This window comes from Actibacterium pelagium (assembly GCF_002285415.1).
GTDB lineage: Bacteria > Pseudomonadota > Alphaproteobacteria > Rhodobacterales > Rhodobacteraceae > Actibacterium_B > Actibacterium_B pelagium.
This window is the reverse complement of record NZ_NSBU01000006.1, coordinates 275,029-298,016: the sequence shown is the minus strand read 5'-3', so window position 1 is coordinate 298,016 and position 22,988 is coordinate 275,029. Positions and strand designations below refer to the sequence as shown.

The 22,988-nt window shown below is 59.9% G+C and carries 27 protein-coding genes and 1 tRNA gene; 18 read left to right on the top strand and 10 right to left on the bottom strand.

The window, feature by feature from the left end; translation table 11 throughout:
* Positions 1-28: 28 nt before the first annotated feature.
* The 3 genes from CLM58_RS08305 to CLM58_RS08295 all read left to right on the top strand — a co-directional run bounded on the left by CLM58_RS08305 (position 29) and on the right by CLM58_RS08295 (position 2,039).
* Positions 29-700 carry an energy-coupling factor ABC transporter permease gene (locus tag CLM58_RS08305; RefSeq protein WP_095595466.1) on the top strand — a complete coding sequence of 224 codons (672 nt, stop codon included), beginning with the start codon at positions 29-31 and terminating at the stop codon, positions 698-700.
* A gap of 65 nt (positions 701-765) precedes the next feature.
* Complete coding sequence (gene cobF / locus CLM58_RS08300; RefSeq protein ID WP_095595465.1) at positions 766-1,533, top strand: precorrin-6A synthase (deacetylating); 768 nt, start codon at positions 766-768, stop codon at positions 1,531-1,533.
* Positions 1,530-2,039 carry a GNAT family N-acetyltransferase gene (locus tag CLM58_RS08295; protein WP_095595464.1) on the top strand — a complete coding sequence of 170 codons (510 nt, stop codon included), beginning with the start codon at positions 1,530-1,532 and terminating at the stop codon, positions 2,037-2,039. The genes cobF and CLM58_RS08295 overlap by 4 nt, the downstream gene beginning before the upstream one ends.
* 15 nt (positions 2,040-2,054) lie before the next feature.
* Here the strand turns inward: CLM58_RS08295 and irrA are convergent, their stop codons facing one another.
* Positions 2,055-2,492, bottom strand: a complete 438-nt coding sequence (irrA, locus tag CLM58_RS08290; protein ID WP_095595463.1) for an iron response transcriptional regulator IrrA — start codon at positions 2,490-2,492, stop codon at positions 2,055-2,057.
* Between the two features lie 143 nt (positions 2,493-2,635).
* On the opposite strand from irrA, the gene fabA reads away from it, so the two are divergent.
* Genes fabA through CLM58_RS08270 form a run of 4 tightly spaced genes read left to right on the top strand, consistent with a single transcriptional unit; the run spans position 2,636 to position 5,557 of the window.
* Positions 2,636-3,145 carry a bifunctional 3-hydroxydecanoyl-ACP dehydratase/trans-2-decenoyl-ACP isomerase gene (fabA, locus tag CLM58_RS08285; protein ID WP_095595462.1) on the top strand — a complete coding sequence of 170 codons (510 nt, stop codon included), beginning with the start codon at positions 2,636-2,638 and terminating at the stop codon, positions 3,143-3,145.
* A gap of 30 nt (positions 3,146-3,175) precedes the next feature.
* Positions 3,176-4,405, top strand: a complete 1,230-nt coding sequence (fabB, locus tag CLM58_RS08280) for a beta-ketoacyl-ACP synthase I (protein WP_095595461.1) — start codon at positions 3,176-3,178, stop codon at positions 4,403-4,405.
* 6 nt (positions 4,406-4,411) lie between these two features.
* Positions 4,412-5,200: an enoyl-ACP reductase FabI gene (locus CLM58_RS08275; protein ID WP_095595460.1), complete on the top strand. Its 789-nt coding sequence runs from the start codon at positions 4,412-4,414 to the stop codon at positions 5,198-5,200.
* A 9-nt stretch (positions 5,201-5,209) separates the two neighbouring features.
* Entirely contained in the window at positions 5,210-5,557 is a 348-nt protein-coding gene (locus tag CLM58_RS08270) for a YigZ family protein (protein WP_095595459.1), read from the top strand.
* Here the strand turns inward: CLM58_RS08270 and CLM58_RS08265 are convergent.
* Positions 5,554-6,831: a flavin-dependent oxidoreductase gene (locus CLM58_RS08265; protein ID WP_095595458.1), complete on the bottom strand. Its 1,278-nt coding sequence runs from the start codon at positions 6,829-6,831 to the stop codon at positions 5,554-5,556. The genes CLM58_RS08270 and CLM58_RS08265 overlap by 4 nt on opposite strands.
* Before the next feature lie 140 nt (positions 6,832-6,971).
* On the bottom strand, positions 6,972-7,400 hold the full coding sequence (locus CLM58_RS08260) for an FKBP-type peptidyl-prolyl cis-trans isomerase (protein WP_095595457.1): 429 nt from the start codon (positions 7,398-7,400) through the stop codon (positions 6,972-6,974).
* A 141-nt stretch (positions 7,401-7,541) separates the two neighbouring features.
* On the opposite strand from CLM58_RS08260, the gene CLM58_RS08255 reads away from it, so the two are divergent.
* The 6 genes from CLM58_RS08255 (at position 7,542) to CLM58_RS08230 (ending at position 13,018) form a co-directional block, all read left to right on the top strand.
* A complete protein-coding gene (locus CLM58_RS08255; protein ID WP_095595456.1) occupies positions 7,542-8,228 on the top strand; it encodes a haloacid dehalogenase type II in 687 nt (228 codons plus the stop codon).
* Positions 8,225-9,061 (top strand): alpha/beta fold hydrolase, encoded by an 837-nt coding sequence (locus CLM58_RS08250; protein ID WP_095595455.1) that lies wholly within the window; start codon positions 8,225-8,227, stop codon positions 9,059-9,061. Before CLM58_RS08255 ends, CLM58_RS08250 begins: the two co-directional genes overlap by 4 nt.
* Positions 9,062-9,136: 75 nt before the next feature.
* On the top strand, positions 9,137-10,339 hold the full coding sequence (locus CLM58_RS08245) for an endonuclease/exonuclease/phosphatase family protein (protein WP_095595454.1): 1,203 nt from the start codon (positions 9,137-9,139) through the stop codon (positions 10,337-10,339).
* Positions 10,339-11,121: a 3-oxoadipate enol-lactonase gene (gene pcaD / locus CLM58_RS08240; RefSeq protein WP_095595453.1), complete on the top strand. Its 783-nt coding sequence runs from the start codon at positions 10,339-10,341 to the stop codon at positions 11,119-11,121. The genes CLM58_RS08245 and pcaD overlap by 1 nt, the downstream gene beginning before the upstream one ends.
* Positions 11,114-11,821 carry an alpha/beta fold hydrolase gene (locus CLM58_RS08235; protein ID WP_158221882.1) on the top strand — a complete coding sequence of 236 codons (708 nt, stop codon included), beginning with the start codon at positions 11,114-11,116 and terminating at the stop codon, positions 11,819-11,821. Before pcaD ends, CLM58_RS08235 begins: the two co-directional genes overlap by 8 nt.
* A gap of 3 nt (positions 11,822-11,824) precedes the next feature.
* On the top strand, positions 11,825-13,018 hold the full coding sequence (locus CLM58_RS08230) for a TCR/Tet family MFS transporter (protein WP_229666220.1): 1,194 nt from the start codon (positions 11,825-11,827) through the stop codon (positions 13,016-13,018).
* Positions 13,019-13,034: 16 nt separating this feature from the next.
* Here CLM58_RS08230 and CLM58_RS08225 read toward each other — a convergent pair.
* A tRNA-Arg gene (locus tag CLM58_RS08225) sits at positions 13,035-13,111 on the bottom strand.
* Positions 13,112-13,245: 134 nt separating this feature from the next.
* Here CLM58_RS08225 and CLM58_RS08220 point away from each other — a divergent pair.
* Positions 13,246-14,757 (top strand): peptidoglycan-binding domain-containing protein, encoded by a 1,512-nt coding sequence (locus CLM58_RS08220; RefSeq protein ID WP_095595450.1) that lies wholly within the window; start codon positions 13,246-13,248, stop codon positions 14,755-14,757.
* A 6-nt stretch (positions 14,758-14,763) separates the two neighbouring features.
* On the opposite strand, the gene CLM58_RS08215 is transcribed toward CLM58_RS08220, so the two are convergent.
* The 3 genes from CLM58_RS08215 to CLM58_RS17005 form a co-directional block, all read right to left on the bottom strand.
* Entirely contained in the window at positions 14,764-15,219 is a 456-nt protein-coding gene (locus CLM58_RS08215) for a GNAT family N-acetyltransferase (RefSeq protein WP_095595449.1), read from the bottom strand.
* Positions 15,219-15,530 (bottom strand): ETC complex I subunit, encoded by a 312-nt coding sequence (locus CLM58_RS08210; RefSeq protein WP_095595448.1) that lies wholly within the window; start codon positions 15,528-15,530, stop codon positions 15,219-15,221. Before CLM58_RS08210 ends, CLM58_RS08215 begins: the two co-directional genes overlap by 1 nt.
* 90 nt (positions 15,531-15,620) lie before the next feature.
* Positions 15,621-16,670 carry an NAD(P)-dependent oxidoreductase gene (locus tag CLM58_RS17005; protein WP_143226545.1) on the bottom strand — a complete coding sequence of 350 codons (1,050 nt, stop codon included), beginning with the start codon at positions 16,668-16,670 and terminating at the stop codon, positions 15,621-15,623.
* On the opposite strand from CLM58_RS17005, the gene CLM58_RS08200 reads away from it, so the two are divergent.
* Positions 16,581-17,528: a homocysteine S-methyltransferase family protein gene (locus CLM58_RS08200; RefSeq protein ID WP_095595447.1), complete on the top strand. Its 948-nt coding sequence runs from the start codon at positions 16,581-16,583 to the stop codon at positions 17,526-17,528. The genes CLM58_RS17005 and CLM58_RS08200 overlap by 90 nt on opposite strands.
* Here the strand turns inward: CLM58_RS08200 and CLM58_RS08195 are convergent.
* Entirely contained in the window at positions 17,522-18,331 is an 810-nt protein-coding gene (locus tag CLM58_RS08195; RefSeq protein ID WP_095595446.1) for a class I SAM-dependent methyltransferase, read from the bottom strand. The genes CLM58_RS08200 and CLM58_RS08195 overlap by 7 nt on opposite strands.
* Positions 18,332-18,460: 129 nt before the next feature.
* Here CLM58_RS08195 and uvrB point away from each other — a divergent pair, with 129 nt between their 5' ends.
* Positions 18,461-20,647, top strand: a complete 2,187-nt coding sequence (gene uvrB, locus CLM58_RS08190) for an excinuclease ABC subunit UvrB (RefSeq protein ID WP_095595608.1) — start codon at positions 18,461-18,463, stop codon at positions 20,645-20,647.
* A gap of 3 nt (positions 20,648-20,650) precedes the next feature.
* On the opposite strand, the gene CLM58_RS08185 is transcribed toward uvrB, so the two are convergent.
* Together CLM58_RS08185 and CLM58_RS08180 are read right to left on the bottom strand one after the other, a co-directional pair.
* Positions 20,651-21,163 (bottom strand): MarR family transcriptional regulator, encoded by a 513-nt coding sequence (locus CLM58_RS08185; RefSeq protein ID WP_095595445.1) that lies wholly within the window; start codon positions 21,161-21,163, stop codon positions 20,651-20,653.
* Between the two features lie 345 nt (positions 21,164-21,508).
* Positions 21,509-21,997 (bottom strand): NYN domain-containing protein, encoded by a 489-nt coding sequence (locus CLM58_RS08180; RefSeq protein WP_095595607.1) that lies wholly within the window; start codon positions 21,995-21,997, stop codon positions 21,509-21,511.
* Positions 21,998-22,207: 210 nt separating this feature from the next.
* On the opposite strand from CLM58_RS08180, the gene CLM58_RS08175 reads away from it, so the two are divergent.
* Positions 22,208-22,534: a DnaJ family domain-containing protein gene (locus CLM58_RS08175; protein WP_095595444.1), complete on the top strand. Its 327-nt coding sequence runs from the start codon at positions 22,208-22,210 to the stop codon at positions 22,532-22,534.
* Positions 22,535-22,553: 19 nt separating this feature from the next.
* Complete coding sequence (locus CLM58_RS08170; protein ID WP_095595443.1) at positions 22,554-22,982, top strand: excinuclease ABC subunit B; 429 nt, start codon at positions 22,554-22,556, stop codon at positions 22,980-22,982.
* The last annotated feature ends 6 nt before the right edge of the window (positions 22,983-22,988 follow it).

Below are 22,988 nucleotides of genomic sequence, written 5' to 3'. Positions count from 1 at the left end.
GTCGGGTGTGACGGCTAGGAGAACGAATATGCATATCGAACCGGGCGTCGTGAATGGCGCAAAAATCGCACTAAGCTATGCCACCGCTGCCGGTGCCGCAACTTACGGCGCAAAACAGGTCTGGGACTCTGTCAAAGCGTCGGGTCTGGGCAAACTGGCCGCACGTACCGTCATCGCGACCGCGATGGTCTTCAGCTTCTTCCAGATTCTGCCGCACTTCCCGGTCGGCGTCTCGGAAGTTCACTTCATTCTGGGGTCGACCCTGTTCCTGATGTTCGGTGCCGCGCCCGCCGCGCTGGCGCTGGCCGCAGGCCTGCTGCTGCAGGGCGTTCTGGTCGCACCGTTTGACCTGCCGCAGTATGGCATGAACGTCACCACCCTGCTGGCCCCGCTGTTCGCGCTGCAGTATCTGGCCAAGCGTCTGATCGCCCCGAACACCGCCTATGTGGACATCACCTACAAGCAGGCGCTGGCGCTTTCGACTGCCTATCAGGGCGGCGTTGTCGCCTGGGTTGGCTTCTGGGCCTTCTATGGTCAGGGCTTTGGCGTTGAAAACATCACCGCTGTGTCGGCCTTTGCCGCATCCTACATGCTGGTCGTCGTGATCGAGCCGGTCGTGGATCTGGCCGTTCTGGCCGCAGCAAAGGCGCTGCGCACGACCTCGCCGATCTTCACCTCGCGCCTGCATTCCGCAGCCTGAGACTGATTGACAATTCCTGTGACGCGGCCCCAAATCGGGGCCGCGTTTCTTTTTAAGGCCCCACGATGATTGAACTGACCCTGATCGGGATTGGCACCGGCAACCCCGAGCATATGACCCTTCAGGCCATCCGCGCTCTGAACCGGGTTGATCTGGTGCTGATCCCCAAAAAGGGACCGCGCAAAGGCGATCTTGCCGGGCTTCGCCGCGCAATATGCGAAGAAATGCTGACTGACCCGGCGGTAGAGATCGCCGAATTCGACCTGCCAGTTCGCGATGCGAAGAACCCCAGCTACAAAGACGGTGTGGACGACTGGCACGATGCGATTGCCGACGTCTGGACCGGGACAATCCTGTCTCATCTGGGCCGCCGCGGGAAAGTCGCGCTGCTGGTCTGGGGCGACCCCTCGCTTTACGACAGCACCCTGCGCATCGCCGAACGTGTTCAAAACCAGATCGAGATGACAGTGCAGGTCATCCCCGGCATCACCTCGATGCAGGCGCTGACCGCCACCCACGCGATTCCGGTGAATGAAATCGGCGCGCCCTTTACCGTCACCACCGGCCGCAATCTGCGCGACCATGGCTGGCCCGAGGGCGTCGATACGCTGATTATCATGTTGGACGGCGAATGCTCGTTTCAGGCCATCGACCCACAAGGCGTGCATATCTGGTGGTCTGCCTATGCGGGCATGGCCAATGAAATCGCCCTTAGCGGCCCATTGTCAGAAGCCGCTGATACCATCATCGAGACCCGTGCAAAGGCCCGCGAAGAGCACGGCTGGATCATGGATATCTACCTTCTGCGCCGCGACACAAAGGCCGAGACATGACACCAGCACCAATCATTCGCCCCGCCACGTTGGCCGACGCTGAAACCATCACGGAAATCTACAACCACGCCGTGGCCCACACCACCGCGATCTGGAACGAGACCATCGTCGACGTCCAAAACCGAAAAGACTGGATCACGGAACGCCAAGGCGCGGGCTTTCCCATTCTGGTTTCCGAAAACGCGGAAGGCCATGTCACCGGCTATGCGACCTACGGCCCGTGGCGCCCGCATGAGGGCTATCGCCACACGGTCGAACATTCGGTCTATGTCCATCCAGACCATCAACGTCTGGGTCTGGGCCGTCACTTGATGCACGCCCTGCTTACCAAGGCCGAAGAGGCGAAAGTTCACATCATGATCGCCGGGATCGACGCTAGCAATGAAGGCTCGATCCGGCTGCATGAACAACTTGGGTTTCAGGCCAGCGCCCCCCTGCCCGAAGTCGGGACAAAATTCGGCCGTTGGCTGGATCTGGTTTTCATGTGGAAGAAGATCGAAGGCTAGACGCCCAGCGGATTGTCACTGCTTGCGCAGGCGGATCACCACGTCGACTTTGGAAATTTCGGCGCCATCCGGTGCCTTTGGCAAGTTGACGATCTGCAACTCATCCTTGGGGGCGTCGGTCAGGCGACCTTCGTCTTCCCAAAAGAAATGCGGGTGGTCCGACATGTTGGTGTCGAAATAGCTGCGCGCGCCATCGACGACGACCTCTCGCATCAGGCCTGCATCGCAGAAAGCGCGAAGGGTGTTGTAGACCGTGGCCAGCGAAACTTTCTCACCAGATGAACTTGCCGCCTCGAACAAGGTCTCGGCCGTGACGTGCCGATCCTGACCATCACCAACCAGCAAAGCCGCCAATGCGACGCGCTGACGGGTTGGCCGAAGGTCCGCGTCGGACAGCCATTTGCCCCCCATCACAAGGGCCTCGTCGTTCAGGTTCAGGTTCAAATTCGCCATGTCCCTCTTATATAGGGCGGAATTCTCCTGATCCACAATGTATTTTGCAATGAATCCAAGGTGCGGGGCCACTTGCAGGCTTGTCTCAGACGGTGGTAGTGAGATAGCAACGGCGGAACTAAAAAATGAGGGGGCAAACCGGTATGGCCGACTTTCCGACAAGCTTTGACAAGGACGACCTGCTGAAATGCGCGCGAGGAGAGCTGTTTGGCCCCGGCAATGCGCAATTGCCCGCACCGCCCATGCTGATGATGGACCGCATCACCGATATTTCGGGTGATGGCGGCGCACACGGCAAAGGCCACGTTCTGGCAGAATTCGATATCACCCCGGACCTGTGGTTCTTTGAATGCCACTTCCCCGGCAACCCGATCATGCCCGGCTGTCTTGGTCTGGATGGTCTGTGGCAGCTGACCGGCTTCAACCTTGGCTGGCGCGGCTGGCAAGGGCGCGGCTACGCGCTTGGCGTTGGCGAGGTGAAGCTAAAAGGCATGGTCCGCCCCGAAAGCAAGCTGCTGACCTATGAAATTGACTTCACCAAGGCGGTACAGACCCGTCGCTTGACCATGGGTGTGGCCGACGGCATCGTGAAAATCGATGGCGAACTGGCCTACGAAGTCAAAGACATGAAAGTCGCTCTGTCCGAGGCCTAAGGCCCCGGCCCCAATCGCAGGAGAACGCATATGCGTCGAGTAGTCGTCACCGGTCTGGGCGTTGTGTCGTCCATCGGGAACAACGCGGAAGAAGTTATCGCGTCGCTGAAAGCGGGCAAGTCCGGCATCGTCGCCTCGCCCGAGATGGCAGAGCACGGTTTCCGCAGCCAGATCGCCGGGACGCTGAAGCTGGATATCAAGGAACATGTCGACAAGCGCACCCTGCGCTTCATGGGGCCGGGTGCCGCTTACGCGCATATCGCGATGCAACAGGCGATTGCCGATTCCGGTCTGGGCGAAGACGATATTTCGAACCCGCGCACCGGTCTGGTTGCCGGTTCCGGCGGCCCGTCGACCAGCGCAATGCTGACCGCACATCAAACCGTACTGTCGACCGGCGCGACCAAGCGTATCGGCCCCTTCGCGGTTCCGAAGTGCATGTCCTCGACCATCTCGGCCAACCTGTCGACGGCCTTCAAGATCAAGGGCATCAACTATTCGATCACCTCGGCCTGCTCGACCTCGCTGCATTGTATCGGCAACGCGGCAGAGCAGATCATGATGGGCAAGCAGGACGTCATGTTTGCTGGCGGTGGCGAAGAACTGGACTGGACCCTGTCCTGCCTGTTCGACGCGATGGGCGCGATGTCGTCCAAGTACAACGACACGCCCGACAAAGCCTCGCGCGCGTTTGACGCCAACCGTGACGGGTTCGTGATCACCGGCGGCGGCGGCATCGTCGTGCTGGAGGAACTGGACCGCGCACTGGCGCGTGGCGCCAAGATCTACGCCGAGGTCACCGGCTTTGCCGCAACCTCTGACGGCCACGACATGGTCGCGCCCTCTGGTGAAGGTGGCGAGCGTGCGATGCGTCTGGCGCTGGACACCCTGCCCGAAGATCGCAAGATCAGCTATATCAACGCCCACGGTACCTCGACCCCGGTTGGGGATGCGGGCGAAGTGGCCGCTGTCCGTCGCATCTTTGGCGAAGGCAGCGTGCCCCCGATCAGCTCGACCAAATCTTTGACCGGCCACGCACAGGGTGCCGCTGGCGCGCTAGAGGCAATCTTCTGCCTTCTGATGCTGGACGGTGATTTCATCGCCCCGTCGATCAACGTCGAAACCCTCGACGAGTCGATCAACGAGGGTGAGATTGCCACCAAACTGGTAGAAAACGCCGGTCTGGACACTGCCATGACCAACAGCTTCGGCTTTGGCGGGACCAATGGCTCTATGTTGCTAAGCAAATATCGCGGGTGATTTCCAATGGCTGATTTGATGAAGGGTAAACGCGGGCTCGTTATGGGGGTCGCGAACGAACGTTCTATTGCTTGGGGCATTGCCAAGGCACTGGCCGAAGAAGGCGCGGAACTGGCGTTCTCGTATCAGGGAGAGGCGTTCGGCAAGCGCGTCGAACCTTTGGCCGCGTCGGTTGGATCCGACCTTCTGGTCGATGTCGACGTCAATGACGACGCCTCGATGGACGCCGCCTTTGCTGCCCTGAAAGACAAATGGGGCACGATCGACTTTGTCGTCCACGCCATCGCCTATTCCGACAAGAACGAGCTGACGGGCCGGTTCGTCAACACCAGCCGCGACAACTTCAAGAACTCTCTGTCGATCTCGTGCTACTCGCTGATCGACGTCTCCCGCCGCGCGGCAGAGCTGATGCCCGAGGGCGGTTCGATCATCACACTGACCTATCAGGGGTCGAACCGTGTGACCCCGTTCTACAACGTCATGGGTGTGGCAAAGGCCGCGCTGGAAAGCACCGTGCGCTATCTGGCCAACGACCTTGGCCCCGACGGCATCCGCGTCAACGCGATTTCTCCCGGCCCGATGAAGACACTGGCCGGGGCTGCCATCGGCGGCGCACGCAAGACCTTCCGCCAGACCGAGGCCAACGCCCCCCTGCGCGCCAACGCGACGTTGGAAGCCGTCGGCGGCACAGCGGTTTACCTTTGCTCTCCGCAAGGGGCCTGCACGACCGGCGAGATCATCCGCGTCGATGGCGGGTACCACGTTCTGGGCATGCCGCAGCCGGAAAACCTGTAACCCAGGCCCTTGCGGACACTCGACAACATCATCTCGGACCGCGGTTCCAAATACGCGGTCTCGGGTGGCCCCTGCGCTTCTGACGCCGAGGCAAAAGCCTTTATCAAACAGCTATGCCGTAAGAAGAAATTCGCCAAGGCGACCCATAACACTTGGGGCCTGCTAACCGATGCAGGCCCGGTCAAGAATGATGATGGGGAAAGCGGCGCAGGAATGGTGATCCTGCGAATGCTGGAACGCGAAGGCCTGTACAACCACATCGTCGTGGTTACCCGCTGGTACGGCGGGAAACACCTTGGCGGAGACCGCTTTCGACACGTGCAAAACGCGACCAGAGCGTATCTGGATACGCTCTAACCGGCTTTGGCACCCTCGGGGATCGTGCGCGGTGAATTGTTCAGGCGTTCGATCGCAAAACCAGCAGCTTTTTTGTAACCCGCCATAAAGGCTGCGCGTTCTTCTGCCGGGATCACATCATCAATATTGTCGAACTCTCCGCCGCAGCGGTCTTCGACCATATTCAGAAGCCCGAAAGGCCCGGCGTCCCGGTTGCGCAAGATCAGTTGGGAAACGGGACCGCACAGTTCTTCGTCATAGGCGGCGAGCGCTTCGGCGGTCGCGCCATGCTCGACCATCTTCTGCCCCATCACCCGGGCGTCGATAATTGCCTGTGACGCACCGTTCGACCCGGTTGGATACATGGCATGGGCGGCGTCCCCCATAAGCCCCACCTGACCGTCGATCCATGTCGGGATCGGGTCGCGGTCGATCATCGGGTTTTCATATGCCACTTCAGACCCCTGAAACAGCGCGGGCACATCCAGCCAATCCCATGTCCAGCCATCAAAATGGTGCGCAAAATCCTCAAGCCCGACGGGTTTGAACCAACCTGTTCCGCGTTCTGACGGATTGTCATAGGTGACCTCGGCGATCCAGTTGATCTGAGCGTAGCCTTCCTCGTCCGGGTGCGAGATCGGGTAGATGACCATCCGATGCTTGGACGTGCCCAGCCCGATGAAAGACGACCCGGTGCGAATGGGTTTGGCCCGGGTGGTACCGCGCCACATGATGGCCCCGCCCCAGTGGATGGGGGGTTGATCGGGATGCATCTGCGCTCGAACTGCCGAGTGGATGCCATCGGCCCCAATCAAAAGACCTGCTGTTTCCGAGATCACCTGACCATCGCTGGTCTCGATCTGGGCGGTGACGGTTCCATCCGCGTTGTTGGTATAGCCTGTTACACGGCACCCAAGACGGACGGATTCAGGGCCCGCTCGTTCCACCAGCTTGCGGTAAAGCAACATGTGGAACTTGCCGCGGTGCACGGCGTATTGCGGCCAGTTGTACCCGGCTTCCAGTCCTCGGGGCTCGGCATAGATGTCGTTCCCGTTCCGCCCCACCAGCGCCCATTCAAGTGCAGGCAGGCCGACTTCGTCCAGCTCATCCGTGGAAATCCCAAGGTCCAACAACTCGCGTACCGCGTTGGGCTGGATGTTGATGCCCACCCCCAGCGGTTTCAGCTCGGTTACAGTTTCGAACACAGTGCAGCGCACGCCAATCTGGTTCAAAGTCAGCGCAAGCGCCAAACCGCCAATGCCGCCACCTGCAATCATTACTGTCGGAGTACTCATTCGTTGTCCCTTAGGGTTGGGGTCGTTCTTATTCGCGTGAACCACGCTACCGTCTGGCGTCCTGCCTGTTCAAGAAACGGTCGGTCCGGTTCAGACCGACCCTTCCGGCGGACACCAGCAGCGGCGCTGCGTACAGCGCCTTAAGAGATCGAGACGATCTCGATCGCGAAGGTCAGGTCCTTGCCTGCCAGCCGGTGGTTTGCGTCCAGCACGACGGTCTCTTCGGTAACAGAGGCCACAGTGACCGGCACCGACTGGCCCGACGGCATCTGCATCTGCAGCATCATACCATCCTGAAGCTCAATGGTCGGCGGGATCTGGCTGCGCGGAACTTCCTGACGTGCGTCGTCCATATAGGGGCCATAGGCCTCGTCCGCAGGGATTTCGACGGTTTTCTTCTCGCCCACTTCCATGCCCGGCAGCGCCTTGTCCAAGCCAACGATCACGTGGCCCGCGCCCACAGTGAACTCCAGCGGTTCGCGCCCTTCAGAGCTGTCGAACACCGTGCCGTCGTTCAACGAACCGGTGTAGTGCAGTTTCACGGTATCGCCGCTTTTGATCTGGGTCATCGGGGGGCCTTTCGGGGCTGAAAATTCGGAAGCGCTTAACCTAACGATCCCCTGCCCCAAGTAAACCCCGTCGGGCAAAGACAAATTCCCCCTCTTTCGCGGAAGGACGGTTTGTGCAAATCTGCCCCAAATGGGGGCAATATGACCATCACCACCTGTATCTTCGACGCCTATGGCACCTTGTTCGACGTGACCGCTGCCGCACGAGAGGCCGCAGCAGAACCCGGGGCCGAGGCGATCCGCGATATCTGGCCCAAGATTGCCAGCGACTGGCGGCTCAAACAGCTGGAATACAGCTGGCTGCGGGCCGTGACCGGCGCACACACAGATTTCTGGAAGGTAACGCAAGACGGTCTGGACTGGGCGATGGAGGCCTCGAACCTGTCGGACCCCGGTCTTCGGGAACGGCTGCTTGCGCTCTATTGGGAACTGTCGGCCTACCCGGAAGTGCCCGAAATGCTGAGCCAGCTCAAACAGATGGGCAAGAATACCGCGATTCTGTCGAACGGGTCTCCGGACATGCTGAGCGGTGCCGTGACCTCTGCCGATTTAGAGGACCTTCTTGACGATGTCCTGTCGGTCGAAAGCGTCGGCGTCTTCAAGCCCCATGCCTCTGTCTATGACCTTGTCGAAGCGCGCTTTGGCTGTGCAAGGGATGAGGTCCTGTTCGTCTCGTCGAATGGCTGGGATGCGGGCTGTGCCACCGGTTATGGCTTTACCACCGCCTGGGTGAACCGAACAAGCGCACCGGTTGACCGGTTGCCGTGGACCCCCGCCCATGTTCTTTCCGATCTTACCACCATTCCAGACCTTGCAGGCCGCGCATGATCCATTCTTTCAAGGCCGATGACGGCACCAAGATTGCCTATCGCGACCCGGGTAAGGGTAAGCCCCTGCTATGTCTGGCCGGGTTGACCCGCAACATGCACGATTTCGACTATCTAGAGCCGCATCTGGACGGCGTCCGGATGATCTGCATGGATTATCGCGGGCGCGGCTTGTCCGAATACTCTGGCCCCGACACCTACACGATCGCCCAAGAAGCGCAGGACGCCATTGCCCTCTTGGACCATCTGGGGCTGAAATCGGTTCCCATTCTCGGCACCTCTCGCGGGGGGCTGATCGGCATGGCGCTTGGGGCGACTGTACCGGGGCGCATAAAAGGTCTTTGCATGAACGACATCGGCCCGGTGATCGAACGCGAAGGGCTGGAAATGATCTTCGAATATGTGGGCCGCAACCCGCCTGCCAAGACCCATGAACAGATGGCCGATTTGCTGGCCTACACCCCCGGGTATGACAACGTCCCCCATGAACGCTGGCTAGAGGAATCCGAACATCACTTCAAAGAAACCGAAGACGGGCTGGTCATTCGCTATGACCCCGCCCTGCGGGACCCGTTCGTCGCTGATTACGACGCGGAACTGCCCGATGCCTGGCCCATGTTCGACGCGCTTGATGGCATGCCGGTTGCCCTGATCCGCGGGGCGAACTCTAAACTTTTGTCGTACGAAACAGCCGTAGAGATGCAGAACCGCCGCCCCGATATCATTTACGCCAATGTGCCGGACCGGGGCCATGTTCCATTTCTGGACGAACCCGAAAGCCTGTCGGCCGTCCGCGCCTTTCTTGAACGCTGCCGACCCGGAAAACCGGGATAGCTTCCGGAAATCCACCGTAGCGCTCTGCCGCTCGCCCTATAATTTCTGACGCCTACCTCGCGAACAGGACACGCCATGCCCCGCTTCACCATTGCCAGCTTCAACGTCAAAAACCTGATCGGTGCCGATCAGGAATATTACGAGTTCCAGTCCTACACCCCCGAGGAATACGCGTGGAAAGAGGACTGGGTGGCAGAGCAACTTCTGTCCATGAACGCCGATATTGTCTGCTTTCAGGAAATCTTTGACGGCGACGCCCTGCGCTCGGTCATCGACGAGACCGACGAACGCGGCAACGCGTTGAACGACGCCTCGATCCCCGACAAATCCAAGGGCTACCACAAAAAGGCGATCTTCCGGAAACTGGGCTACACCCCCTATGACGAGGCCGCGCTGGCCTTTGCGCCGAACTCTGCCGACGAAGGCGTCCCGGGCCAGCGTCGCCCCGGCGTCGCCATCCTGTCGCGTTTCGGCTTTGTCGAACCGCCAGAGATCATTCAGGATCTGGACGAACCGCTGGAAATTCCGTTTCAGCCCCTGCGCGGCCTGACCGGGGACAAGGACGCAGGCGTCTTCCGCCTGCACCGTATCTCTCGCCCGATCCTGAAGGTTCGCGTGCCCGTGGGCGAACAGGTCATCACCGTCTTCAACTGTCACCTCAAGTCAAAGCTGGGCGAATATCACAAACCTGCCGGGGCCGAGTTCGCCCCCGAACAGGATCTGACCCGCTATGACCCGCTTGGTCGCGCCATGGGCAGCCTGCGCTCTGCCGTGCGCCGCATGGCCGAGGCCTGGGTACTGCGCCGCGCCATCCTGGAAGAACTCAAGTTCAACCGCCCCGTCATGGTTCTGGGTGATTTCAACGATGGCGAACACGCGGTCAGCTCCGAGATCATCTCGGGAGAGATCCCCTTCAAGAACTATGGCTGGATGCTGCGCCACGACGCCAAAGAGTATAACGACCGGTATTCGAAGGAAGAGAACCTGCAGATCACAGCAGATGTCGAACGGGTGCGCCTGCATTCGGCTGAAAAGCTTTTCGTCAAGAAATCGCTGCGCGACATGGTCTATACCTCGGCCTTTGGCGGGGTCTATGAAAGCATCGACCAGATTTTCCTGTCGCGCCACTTCCTGCCCGAAGCAGACAACACCATGGGCGAGATGGAATATTTCAGCGTCTTCAATGACCACCTGACCGACGGCTCGCACCCCGAAGCCCCCTATAACAAGCTTGCTTCTGACCACGGTCAGATCATGGCGCATATCCGGGTGGACTGATGCCTATTTGTGATCTCGGAGACGTCCAGCTGAACTATACCGATCAGGGCTCTGGCCCGGCGGTGGTCTTTGCCCATGCGCTTGGGACCAGTAAGAAAATATGGGAGCCGATCCTACCCCTGATGCCCCAAGGCCTGCGACTGGTGACCTATGACGGGCGGGGGCACGGCGCCTCTAGCGTCCCAGACGGCCCCTATTCCATGGGCGCGCTAGTTCGGGATGCAGAACGCTTTCTGGACGCCTTGGACATTCGCGATTGCGTCTTTGTCGGCCTGTCTTTGGGCGGGATGGTGGCCCAGGGTCTGGCGGTGAAACGACTGGATCAGGTGCGCGCGATGGTTCTGTCGAACACCGCCGCCAAGATCGGCCAGCCCAAGCAATGGCAGGAACGCGCCGACATCGCGCGGGCCCAGGGCGTCGGGGCGCTTTGCGACGTGGTCATGCCGCGTTGGTTCACCAAGAAATTCCTGGACGCGGGCCTTCAACAGCCTTGGGTCGAGATGATGGCCGCCACCCCGGTCGAAGGCTACTGCGGCAGCTGCGCCGCGATTTCCGGCACGGATTTCTATACGCCCACCTCTGGCCTGACCCTGCCGACACTGGCGCTGGCCAGCAGTTTCGACGGCACCACACCTGCCGATCTGGTGCGCGAGACAGCCGACCTGATCAAAGGCTCGCGCTTCCATCTGTTCCGCAATGCCGGCCACATGCCCTGCATCGAGGTTCCCGAAGACTACGCCGCTGTGCTTACAGGGTTCCTGCGGGACATCGCTCATGGCTGAACGCATCGTACTGGTCCACGGCGCTTGGGGCTCCAGCCTCAGCTGGGGGCCCCTGACCCGAGCCTTGCGTCGCGCGGGCTATGATGTCACGGCGCTGGACATGCCCGGCCACGGGGACGACCCGACCCCACCGGAAGAGGTCACGTTGGACGACTATATCGACCGCGTTGTTGAAGAGCTTGAAAGTGGCCCGCCAGCCCTGCTGGTCGGCCACTCTATGGGCGGGATGGCGGTCTCTGGCGCGGCAGAACGGGCTGCCCCGCACGTCCGAAAACTGGCCTATATCAGTGCCTTCCTGCCCCGCCATGGCGACAGCCTGTTGGACCTGATGCGCATGTTCCCCAACAATATGACAGATGTTTTGTTACCCGGACCGGTTGACGGCACCACCTTGCTGGACCCGATGCCTGCGATGGCCCTTCTGGCCCATGACGCGTCCGAGACCATGCAGGCCCAGATCGCGGCCTACCTTCAAGTGCAGCCCAACAGCCCGCAGACCGATGTGATCTCGCTTGGCAAAGCTTTCGAAAGCGTCCCCAAGGCCTATGTCACCTGTCTGCAGGACCGCACCATCCCGACAGAGCTTCAAACATGGATGCAAGACGCCCATGGTGTCACCGAACGCTATGAAATGGACTGCGGTCACCTACCGATGATGACCCAGCCAAACCAGCTGATCGAAATCCTGAAGGGATTGTAGCCCGTGGCTTCCAGACTGCCGCTGATATTCATCCTTATCACGATGGTGATCGACGCCATGGGGATCGGTCTGATCCTGCCGGTCATGCCTGACCTCCTGCAAGAGGTACAAGGCGGCACCCTTGGCACCGCGGCCGTCTGGGGCGGCATCCTGACGACCTCTTTCGCGGTGATGCAGTTCGTCTTTGGCCCGGTCATGGGCAATCTGTCCGACCGGTTTGGGCGGCGGCCGATCCTGCTGATCTCGCTGGTGGTGATGGCGGCCGATTACGTGGTGATGGCGGTTGCCTCGACCATCTGGCTGCTGCTGGCTGCGCGCCTCGTGGCCGGGATCACCGCGGCCACCCAGCCCATCGCAACCGCCTATATCGCCGATATCTCGACGCCCGAAAAGAAATCGGCCCGCTTCGGCCTGCTGAGCGCGGCCTTTGGTGTTGGCTTCATCCTTGGCCCCATGATCGGCGGCTGGCTGGGAGAGTTCGGCCCGCGCACCCCCTTCCTTGCCGCCGCCGCACTGGCGGGGCTGAACGCGCTCTTCGGTCTCTTCGTCCTGCCCGAGACGCTTGGCAAGGACAAGCAGCGCCCGTTTCAGTGGTCCCGCGCCAACCCCATCGGCGCCCTGCGCCAGATGCGCCGCCTGCCCGGGCTGAACCCGCTTTTTGTGGCCTTCTTCCTGTTTGAATTTGCCTTCTACGTCTATCCGGTGATCTGGGCCTATTTCACACAAGCCCGATTTGGTTGGAGCACCGCGACCATCGGCACGACTTTGGCCATCTACGGCATCTCGATCGCCGTCACCCAAACCGTTCTGATCCGCCTGTTCCTGAAAAAACTGGGGGAGCGTAACACGATGTTCGCCGGGCTTGGTTTCAGCCTTGTCAGCTTCGTCGCCCTTGGGTTCATCAGCAACGGCACGCTGCTGATGCTTATGATCCCGATGTCAGCCCTTGGCGTGATCACCATCCCCGCGATGCAGGGGCTGATGTCCAAGGCCACCCCGGCCAACCAGCAAGGAGAGCTTCAGGGCGCGGCCACATCCGTCCGCTCGCTGGCGGTGATCATCTCTCCACTGATCATGACCCGGGTCTTCGCGGCTGCCACGAAGGAAGAGCTTTCGTTCCAACTGCCCGGCGCCCCGTTCCTGCTGTCGGCTGTGCTGATCGTCCTCTGCGCACTGGCACTGCGCCGCGCGCCCTAGGCGAGATGTTGGAAAATGGCGATCCCTGAAGGACTCGAACCCTCAACCTGCTGATTAGAAGTCAGCTGCTCTATCCAGTTGAGCTAAGGGACCGCACTTAAACCGGAACACTGTCCGGTCATCTGCGGATACAGGGACCGTCGGGCTTCGGCAAGACCTGTCAGGTCCGCTGACTTGACCGAATCCCGACCCCATGATGAAATTCGCCTATTTAATGGAGTTTTTTAATGACCAAGCTGCCTCCAGCGCGGGCTAAGAAGCTTCAAGAGCTGTTAAACCGCGTCGTAAAACCGAAACCGCCCCTTTCCGTCGATGGGATCGTCGGAAAGAAAACCACGGCCGCCTTGAAGCAAATGCAAGGAATGGCCGGACTAAAGAAATCTGGCGTTGTCGACGCCGAGACCGCTTCAGTCATCGCGCGGGCAATGAAGACTGGCAAGGTCGAGAAAGAACAGCCCAAACACTATTTCAAGGTCGGCGGCAAAGTGGTCGGCATGACCGAGAAAGAGTACCAAGCTTACAAGAAGAAACTGATCAGGGACCTGCGCCGCGGCCCCGTACTTCAGATGAAAATCAACGCAGAAGCCGCGATGTTTGAATGGGAACACTTCGACAAACTGAACAAGGACCAGTGGTTCGTTTCTTTGTGCATCGAAACCACGCGCGGCGCGAACCTTCCACCGAAGTCGATGATGACCCATGCGATCAAGTGCTATCAGCAGGTCGAAGGGGCGCTTGCGGCGGGCGACATCAAGAAGTTTTCGACGATATACCCGAAATGCGAAATGGCCGTGAACGATGCGGTCAACAAGATGCGGAACTACCGCATCCAGATGATCGAAGGTGGTGGCAATTGGGTGACGGGACTGACCTTCACTAAAACGGCTTCTTTCACCTTCGTCGGCATTTTCGCCGCCCCGGCAGCCGGGGCCGCGCTTGGCACAGGTGCGCTTGCATCAGCTGTTATTGGTGGCGCTGCCGTGGCGACGACGGAATCCGCAGCTTCAGAAGTAGGGAACTGGTCAGCTGGCAAGAAGAACTGGACCCCGGGTGGTGCGCTTCTGAACGTTGTAATCGACGGCAGCATCGGGGCCATCATAGGCTATTTCACGAAAGGCGGCTCTGGCGGCAAACATGTTGTCGAGGCCGCGGTTGAAAAGCTTCTTCCCAAACTGGCCAAGGAAACCGGCTTCAAACTGCTGTCCAAGACGGCACTGAAGAAAGCCGCCATGTTCCTTATGACCGAAGGCTTGAAGAAAACGGTAGAAGATGCCCTGAAAGACGCGGCCAAGATGGCCAAGGGCGACAAAACCATGACCATGGACAAGTTCCTCAACAACATGGTCATGAACTTCGTGAAAGGCGCTGCCCTGGGTCCGGTTGGTAAAGTGATCGAGAAATTTGCCAAGAACGCCGCCGACAATATGGATCCGCGTCATGAAAAGATGCTGTGGGATGCGGCACTGGCCGAGGCCTCGAAACAGGCCAAGGGACGCACCATTCACATCAGTATGGTCGACAAGAAAGCGACCGATCAAATTGCAGCGGCCATCAACAAGACCACCTCCAAAGTCTTCGATGCGGTCGTTGGCGACATCTACGACAAATGGAAAGGTCCGATGTCGCCTGCCGCCTTCGAAAAAGAGTTACGCGCTAAGCTTTGGACCCCTGCGATGATCAAGCAGATTTCCAAAGAAGCCGGAAAGATCATAGCCAAGTCGGCCAAGGTCGCGAGCTAGCCCGCCTTAAATGCTTAGCGTCATGAAAGTGCTCAACGGATCCTCGACATAATCCCCGAACGGCGGACATTCGACAAACCCGAACCGCGCATAAAGCTGTCTTGCCGGCACAAAGGCATCGAACGAACCGGTTTCAAGGCTAAGCCGGGTCAGCCCCTGCGCGCGGGCCTCTTCGAACAGGCGCGTCAGGATTGCCGCCCCGATGCCACGACCCCGTGCTTCGGACAGCGTGTGCATGGATTTCAACTCTCCATGCCCCGGCGCAAAGGGTTTCAGCGCCCCGATCCCCAGCACCCGGCCCTCTTCCCGCCACACAAAAACATCGGCGCCGCTGTCGAACAGGGCGCCGGGTTCCATCACATGGCAGCTTTCTTCAGGGCTTTGAGAGCGCATCAGCGCAAAATGCCGATCCAGAATCGCGGCGACCTGATCATCAAGCGCTGCGACCCTCTCGACCGTCATTAGTGGGTCCAGACGGTCCGGCGGTTGGTTGCGAAGTTCTCGCCATAGCCATTGGCGCGGATGTTGGGCTTACGCTTGTGCGGCTCGGTCACGGTGAAGGCGATGTCGTTCGCCTTGGCGTATTCGATGGCCGCTTCCTTGGTCGGGAACTTCATCCGGACCTGAGACTGCGTGTCGGGCGAGCCGGTCCAGCCCATCAGCGGGTCCACCTTGCGCGCGGTGTCATGGGCAAACTCCAGAACCCAGTCGTGGGTTTTGGCGGTGCCGGACTGCATGGCGTTACGGGCGGGCTGATAGATTCTGGCTTGCATGGAACTCTCCGTCTATTCCGGGGTCTTATCACCCGAAATTACCCCGGTTTTCAAGTGCAGCAATGCGCCGCGGCACTGAAATTCAGACCATCACGCATTCAGATAAGCGCTGCGGACGATCATGGCGACGTCCTCCTCTCCGCCACCTTCCTCCACAAAGGCAGTCGCGCTTTCCATATAGGCCTTCAGCGCCGGGGCCTCGACCCCCAAGGCATCAGCGGTTTCCCAAAAGAGGATCGCGTCCTTGCGCGCCCCGTTGGCCGCGAACCCGACCCAGCCCTCCTCTCCCAGAAGCACAGGCAAACGATGCATCAGAAAGGGATTGGCCACCGGACTTTTGCTAAGCAACCCCATCATGGCCTCCATCGTCAGGCCGGCGCGTTTACCGGTCTGCACTGCTTCCTTCAGAATCTCCAGATAGCCGCCAATCACCGTGTTGTTCACGATCTTTGCCGCCAGCCCCTGCCCCAAGTCGCCGATATGCGCCGCCTTGTCCGACAGGATCGCCGCAACCGGGGCAAAGCGCTGCACGGCCTCCTCGGCCCCGCCCATGAACACGCCAGAGACCCCGCCGCGCACCATTTCGGGCCCTCCGGAAATCGGAGCATCCACCGCCAGAGCCCCGGCAACGTTAACCGCGGCTTCGGCGGCCCGCAATGTACCCGGCGACACGGTGCTGGTGTCCACCACCAACTTGCCGCTCAGGTTAGCCTGCACCAATTGGCCCAGTACCTCGGAAACAGCCGCATCGTCGAATAAAGAGAGGATCACGATGTCACTGCCCGCAGCCAGTTCCGCAAGCGTCTGGCAGGGCGCAATACCCAAAGCCTGCGCCGCCTCGGGGGTCACGCCACTGCGTGTCCAGCCCGCCACCGAATATCCCGCTTTGGCGCAGCTTTCGGCGATGGCCTGACCCATTCGCCCCAGACCCGCGACACCAATTCGTTCTGCAATACCTTCGGCCATCTCCCGCTCCTGTGGTCCAATTTTGTGCTGTTTCAACCCTATGCTACGATACCCCAATCTCCAATCCACCGAGAGGAATTTGCCATGTCCGCAAAAACCGTTCCGCTCCCTCGCAAAGACGGCGTGTTCTACCTTGCCGAAGGTGGCATCGAGACAGAGATCATGTATCGCCATGGTCACCCCCTACGCGAGTTCGCCATGTTCGAACTTGTCGACAACCCGCAGGCCATGATCGACCTGAAAGACATGTACCGCCGCTATCTGGACGTGGCCGCGGCTTGGGGGATGGGGGCGTTGATGGCCGGGTTGGATTACCGGGCCAGCCCGGATTGGGGCCGCAAGCTGGGCTATTCGGCAGACGCGCTGGCCGATTTCCAACATCGCTGCATCGACTTCCTGCGCGAGGTCTCTGCCCCTTACGCTGACCAGTTACCCGCAGTCGTGATTTGTGGCTGCGCTGGCCCACGTGGTGACGCCTATTCGCTGAACGAAGACATCACCGAGGACAGCGCCCAAGAATATCACGCCACGCAAATGGCCACGTTAAAGGCGGCCAAGGTCGACCTTGTCTGGGGCGCCACCTTCAACAACATCCCCGAGGCCGTCGGCCTTTCCCGCGCCGCAGCCGAGGCGGGCCTGCCACTTAGCCTTAGCTTCACGCTCGACAGCTCTCACAAGCTGAAATCCGGCCCCAGCCTGCGCGAGGCCATTGAACTGACCGACCAGCGCGCGGGCGACCGGAAGCCCGACAGCTATGGCATCAACTGTTCACACCCGGTCGAGTTCGAACCCGCCCTGGAACCGGGCAGTTGGACCGATCGCATCCGGTCCTTGCGCCCGAACGCCTCGAAGATGGAAAAAGTCTCGCTTTGCCGCCTTGGTCACATCGAAGAGGGTGACCCAGTGGAACTGGGACAGTTGATGGGCGATCTGGTGCGTCGCTATCCCAATGTCGACATCGTCGGCGGGTGCTGCGGCACATGGGACAAGCATTTCGAACAGATAGCCCGGAACGTCACCGCTGTTCAGTGAACTGTCACTTCAAAGACATGGGCCTGTAGCGGCATCGGCGCAGGTTCCCGTCCGAAACGGAACCGCAGCCGTTCGGCGATCTCGGCTTGGATTTCTTCCGGGTTGCCGCCGCGTTCTCGCACTTCCTCGATCGACGGATTTCCATATACCAGTCCCCGCGCGAAATGCAGGAAGTCCGGCACGACCCGTTTATGATCAATCGCCACATGCTGCACCGTGCCGATCCCGGCATCTTCCAGCTCTGTCATCATGGCGTCGGGGTCGTGCAAAGAGAATGGCACCCTGTAAAACCCCGGCGGATCGCCCGAGAACACCTCGGCCAGCGTCTCATAGACGATCTGTGCAAAGGGGTTCTTTGCAAAACTGCTCCACGTCGAGAACAGATAGGTTCCACCCGGATTCAGCACCCGCGCGGCTTCGGCATGGGCCTTGTCACGGTCGGGAAAGAACATGTGAACGAACTGGCAGGCGACCACGTCGAAACTGTTGTCATCGAAGGGCAAATCCTGCGCATCGGCCTCGGTAAAATGGATGCCCGGCTCTCCGTCGAACTTTGCCTGTGCAAAGGTCAGCATGGGCGGATTCAGGTCGGTTGCCGTCACCTCGACCGTCGGCCCAAGTCGGTCGCGCAAGTGCCGGGTCACGATCCCGGTCCCCGCCCCGATTTCCAAAAGGTGGTTCGGTAGCAAAGCCGCCACACGCTCGGCCAGATCACGGGCGTAAAAATCGAAAATATTCGGTCCTAGGCATTCGTCGTAGTTGCGCGGCACGTCGCCTATGAATTCGTGGTGTCCTATTGCCATGGTCCCCCTCCTATGGCTGCCATTCCAACTTGGAAAGCGCCAGTCTAGCACATCTAACCGAGTCGCCCGAAAACCCGCCCCTTGAACCGGAACAAAAAGTGATCAAATGTGGCGTTCAAGGAGTCGCCCATGCCCCATGTTCATTCCGACAAATCGCAGCCAATGATGCACGCCCCTGCCCCCGACGTGAAAACGCGGGAAAAGCTGGAAGGCGGCAAGGCTTTCGTCATGCACACCGAATTCGAACCTGCAGGCGACCAGCCTACGGCGATTGCGGAACTGACGGCGGGCGTGAAAGACGGCGAGCGGGATCAGGTGCTTCTGGGTGCCACCGGCACCGGCAAGACCTTCACCATGGCCAAGGTGATCGAGGAAACCCAGCGCCCCGCCATCATCCTCGCCCCGAACAAAACGCTGGCGGCGCAGCTCTACGGCGAATTCAAAGGCTTCTTCCCCGACAACGCGGTCGAGTATTTCGTCAGCTACTATGACTACTACCAGCCAGAGGCCTATGTCGCCCGGTCGGACACCTATATCGAGAAAGAATCCCAGATCAACGAACAGATCGACCGCATGCGCCACTCGGCCACGCGGGCCCTTCTGGAACGCGACGATGTGATCATCGTGGCCTCTGTGTCGTGCATCTACGGTATCGGCTCGGTCGAGACCTACGGCGCCATGACCCAAGACCTGATCGCCGGGCAAGAATACGACCAGCGCGCCGTCATGGCCGATCTTGTCGCCCAGCAATACCGCCGCAACGACGCGGCCTTTCAGCGGGGGTCTTTCCGCGTCCGAGGTGACAGTCTGGAAATCTGGCCCGCCCACCTTGAAGACCGCGCCTGGAAACTGTCCTTCTTCGGCGAGGAACTGGAATCCATCACCGAATTCGACCCGCTGACAGGCGAAAAGGTCGACACGATGGACCGCATCCGCGTCTATGCGAACTCTCACTATGTGACGCCCAAACCCACGATGCAGCAGGCCATAAATGGCATCAAAAAAGAACTGCGCACCCGGCTGGACCAACTGGTGGCCGAAGGCAAGCTGCTGGAAGCCCAGCGCCTTGAACAACGCACCAACTTTGACCTTGAGATGCTGGAAGCCACCGGCGTCTGCAACGGGATCGAGAACTACTCGCGCTACCTCACTGGCCGCGCCCCGGGCGAACCGCCCCCCACCCTGTTCGAATTCATCCCCGACAACGCCATCGTCTTCGCCGACGAATCCCACGTCAGCGTGCCGCAAATCGGCGGCATGTACCGGGGCGACTATCGCCGCAAATTCACGCTGGCCGAACACGGGTTCCGCCTGCCGTCGTGCATGGACAACCGCCCGCTGAAGTTCGAGGAATGGGACGCCATGCGCCCGCAATCCGTCTTCGTCTCGGCCACCCCTGCGAAATGGGAGATCGAACAGACCGGCGGCATCTTCACCGAACAGGTCATCCGCCCCACCGGTCTTCTGGACCCTCAGGTCGAAATCCGCCCCGTCGAAATGCAAGTCGACGACCTCTTGGATGAGGTCCGCAAGGTCACCGCCAACGGCTTCCGCACCCTTGTCACGACGCTCACCAAACGCATGGCCGAGGACCTGACCGAATACATGCACGAACAGGGCATCAAGGTCCGCTACATGCACTCTGACATCGACACGATCGAGCGGATCGAGATCCTGCGCGACCTGCGCCTTGGCGCCTTCGACGTGCTGATCGGCATCAACCTGCTGCGCGAGGGCCTCGACATCCCCGAATGCGGCCTCGTCGCCATTCTGGACGCCGATAAAGAGGGCTTCTTACGCTCGGAAACCTCTCTCATCCAAACCATCGGCCGCGCCGCGCGCAACGCCGAAGGCCGCGTCATCATGTATGCCGACCGCATCACCGGATCGATGGAACGCGCACTAGCCGAAACCAACCGCCGCCGCGAAAAACAGATCGCCTATAACGAAGAACACGGGATCACCCCCGCGACCGTGAAAAAGAATGTCGAGGATATCCTCGCCGGTCTCTACCAAGGCGACACCGATCAATCCCGCGTCACCGCCAAGATCGACAAACCGATGCACGGCGCGAACCTAGAGGCGCATCTGGACGGGCTCCGCACCGACATGCGCAAAGCCGCCGAGAACCTTGAGTTCGAAGAAGCCGCACGCCTGCGGGATGAGATCAAACGGCTCGAGGCCGTGGACCTCGCCGTATCAGACGACCCCCTCGCCCGCCAATCCGCCATCGAGGCCGCAGGCGAAGCTGCCACGGGCCGGTCAAAGGCCGGGAAACCGGGGCAGCGGGGTGGTGTGAAGAGGCGGAAGAGGTAGGAGCTAACTCAAATCGTTGGGATTTGGCATCGCCGAGAAAAACTGTTCAGCCAAACTTTCAACCTCGCCCAAATCACTCGTACGGAAAACCTCTGTATGCAGCTTCTCTGAGTCTCTACTCACGCAATCAATTGCGGTCTTTTCCCACAGGAATTTGCAGGGCCATGCGTTAACAACAATGGAAAACGGCGCGGAAGTCCTGTGCGAGCGGACTCGTTGATCAAGATCTTGAGCAAACCCAACTTTGTAGCGCCCGGGGTCAACTTCCGGTTCCAGCTGGATCAAATAAAACCATCCCGCTGAATTCGTTTTCTCATCAGCTTTCATCGGAGAAACCTGCGGTTTAACAGATTGTCGGATCAAATCCGCTTCTTCGTCGCTTACATGAGCAGCCAATTGCCCACGAGAGTCATCCGTTTTAAGCTTCTGAGCCTCGATACCGAGGCGTTTGACAATTTTGAAAACTGATTGCTTTCGGATGCCTAACTCGGCGGCAAGTTCAACAATGGAAATCATGCCAGAATCATAGCAGTGAACTCACACAACTGAAATTGAGATTTTTCACCGGTCCTACTTCATGAAGGGCCGCGCCCGACTCTGGGTGGGCGCTTCGCAACGCCGGTGGCGCGCGCTTTATGGTGTCAAACACCCCCAAAGGTTGATCCCGCGATAACGTCGCAAATGCGCCCTCCCGGGGGGAGGGTCGGGCGCGGCCCGGGGCTGGTCGCCCCGCGCCAAGGCACGTGGTCATAAAGCGTAGGATGGGTGCTCTGCACCCATCACCTCAAACACCAAATGATGGGTGAAATCACCCATCCTACATCGCCAAGTGCCCTGCCAAGGCACGTGGTCAGCGCCTCGCTAATACCGCAGCTTCAACGCGCCGTTGCGAACGCTTCCGCGCACGAACAGCGCTTTGTCCTTCACCTGCGGATAGGTCTCTTCCCAGTCGCGGAACCGGTCATTGGTGACGATCCGGGCATTCAGGGTCGCGGCGGCCTCGATCACCAGCGGGTCGGCCGGGGTGCCTTTGCCCGCCACCCGGACATAGCGCGGGTGCAGCCCAAGGTGATGCGCCAAGGCTCTGGGGCCAAGGTAGCGGTCAGAGACCAGATAGCCGACATTGGCATCGAACCAGATCACCGCCTGAAACCCGTCCACGCGCAACTGTTCGGCCACCCGCTTCACGGTGTTCAACGACGGCGTATCGTCATCCCAATACAGCACGTTCGATCCGTCCACCGCGATATAGGGCAGTCGTTTGGGCTGACGTAACCATTGGAAAATCGCGCCGAACAGCGCAAAGGCGATCAGGGCGACGACCCCATAGAACACCAGTTCAAAATTCATAAAAAACGCTTTCTCAAAATACTCGATCCGCGGCATGGGCCGCCTTAACTATGAATGGACTTTACCGCGCACGAGGGTCCGCACAAGCCGGAAGTCGCACGGGAAAGGGGGGCGTAAAAGACTCATATGCACGTCAAATGGCAGTCATATGCAGGTCATACGGTCGAAAAACGCCTTCATTGGGGGCGCCCCCGCCCCTATATTTGCCCCATGAAATGGCGAGAACTCATCGAACGCCAGATCCTCAAGGCCAAGGCAGAGGGGCAGCTGGACGATCTGAAAGGCGCGGGAAAACCCCTGCCGCCCGCCGGTCACGGCGACGCCTCGGAAGAGGCAGGCTTTCGTATCATGGCCGAGGCCGGTGCCCTGCCGAAAGAGGTAGAGCTGCGTAAGGCCCTGAAATCGCACGCGGAATTCATGCAGACCCTCACCGACCCGGAAGAACGCAAAGCCGCCATGGCCGAATTCGCCCGCCTGCAGCAAGAGCTGAACATTCAGGAAGAGGCGCGCAAACGCTACTATTCCTCCCGCGACTAAGGGATGCTAGGCTGATCCCATGCGTTTGCCGTTGCTTCTTTGCTGTCTCGCCACCCCCGCCCTTGGCTGGCAAGCCAGCTCTGACGGCGCCATCTGCCACCTCTCCCACCAAATGCCCGACGGCACCGTTCACCTGACCTATGCCCCTGTAAATGAAGAGTTTTCCATAACTCTGACCCGGTCAGAACCATGGGAAGCCGACGACGTTTTCGCGATCAAATTCGACGAAACACGCCCCATCTTCATCACCACAGACCGCCACCAACTGACCCCCGATAAGACCGGCCTGACAGTCACCGACCGGGGCTTCGGCAATGTGCTGGACGGGCTGCAATATAACGAGTGGGCCATCGCCGCCACCGGCCAGTCCGTCATGATCATCCCCCTCACCCACGCCGCCAACGCCGTCCAATCTTTCCGCGAATGCTCTGACGCCCAGACGATCTGACCCGAA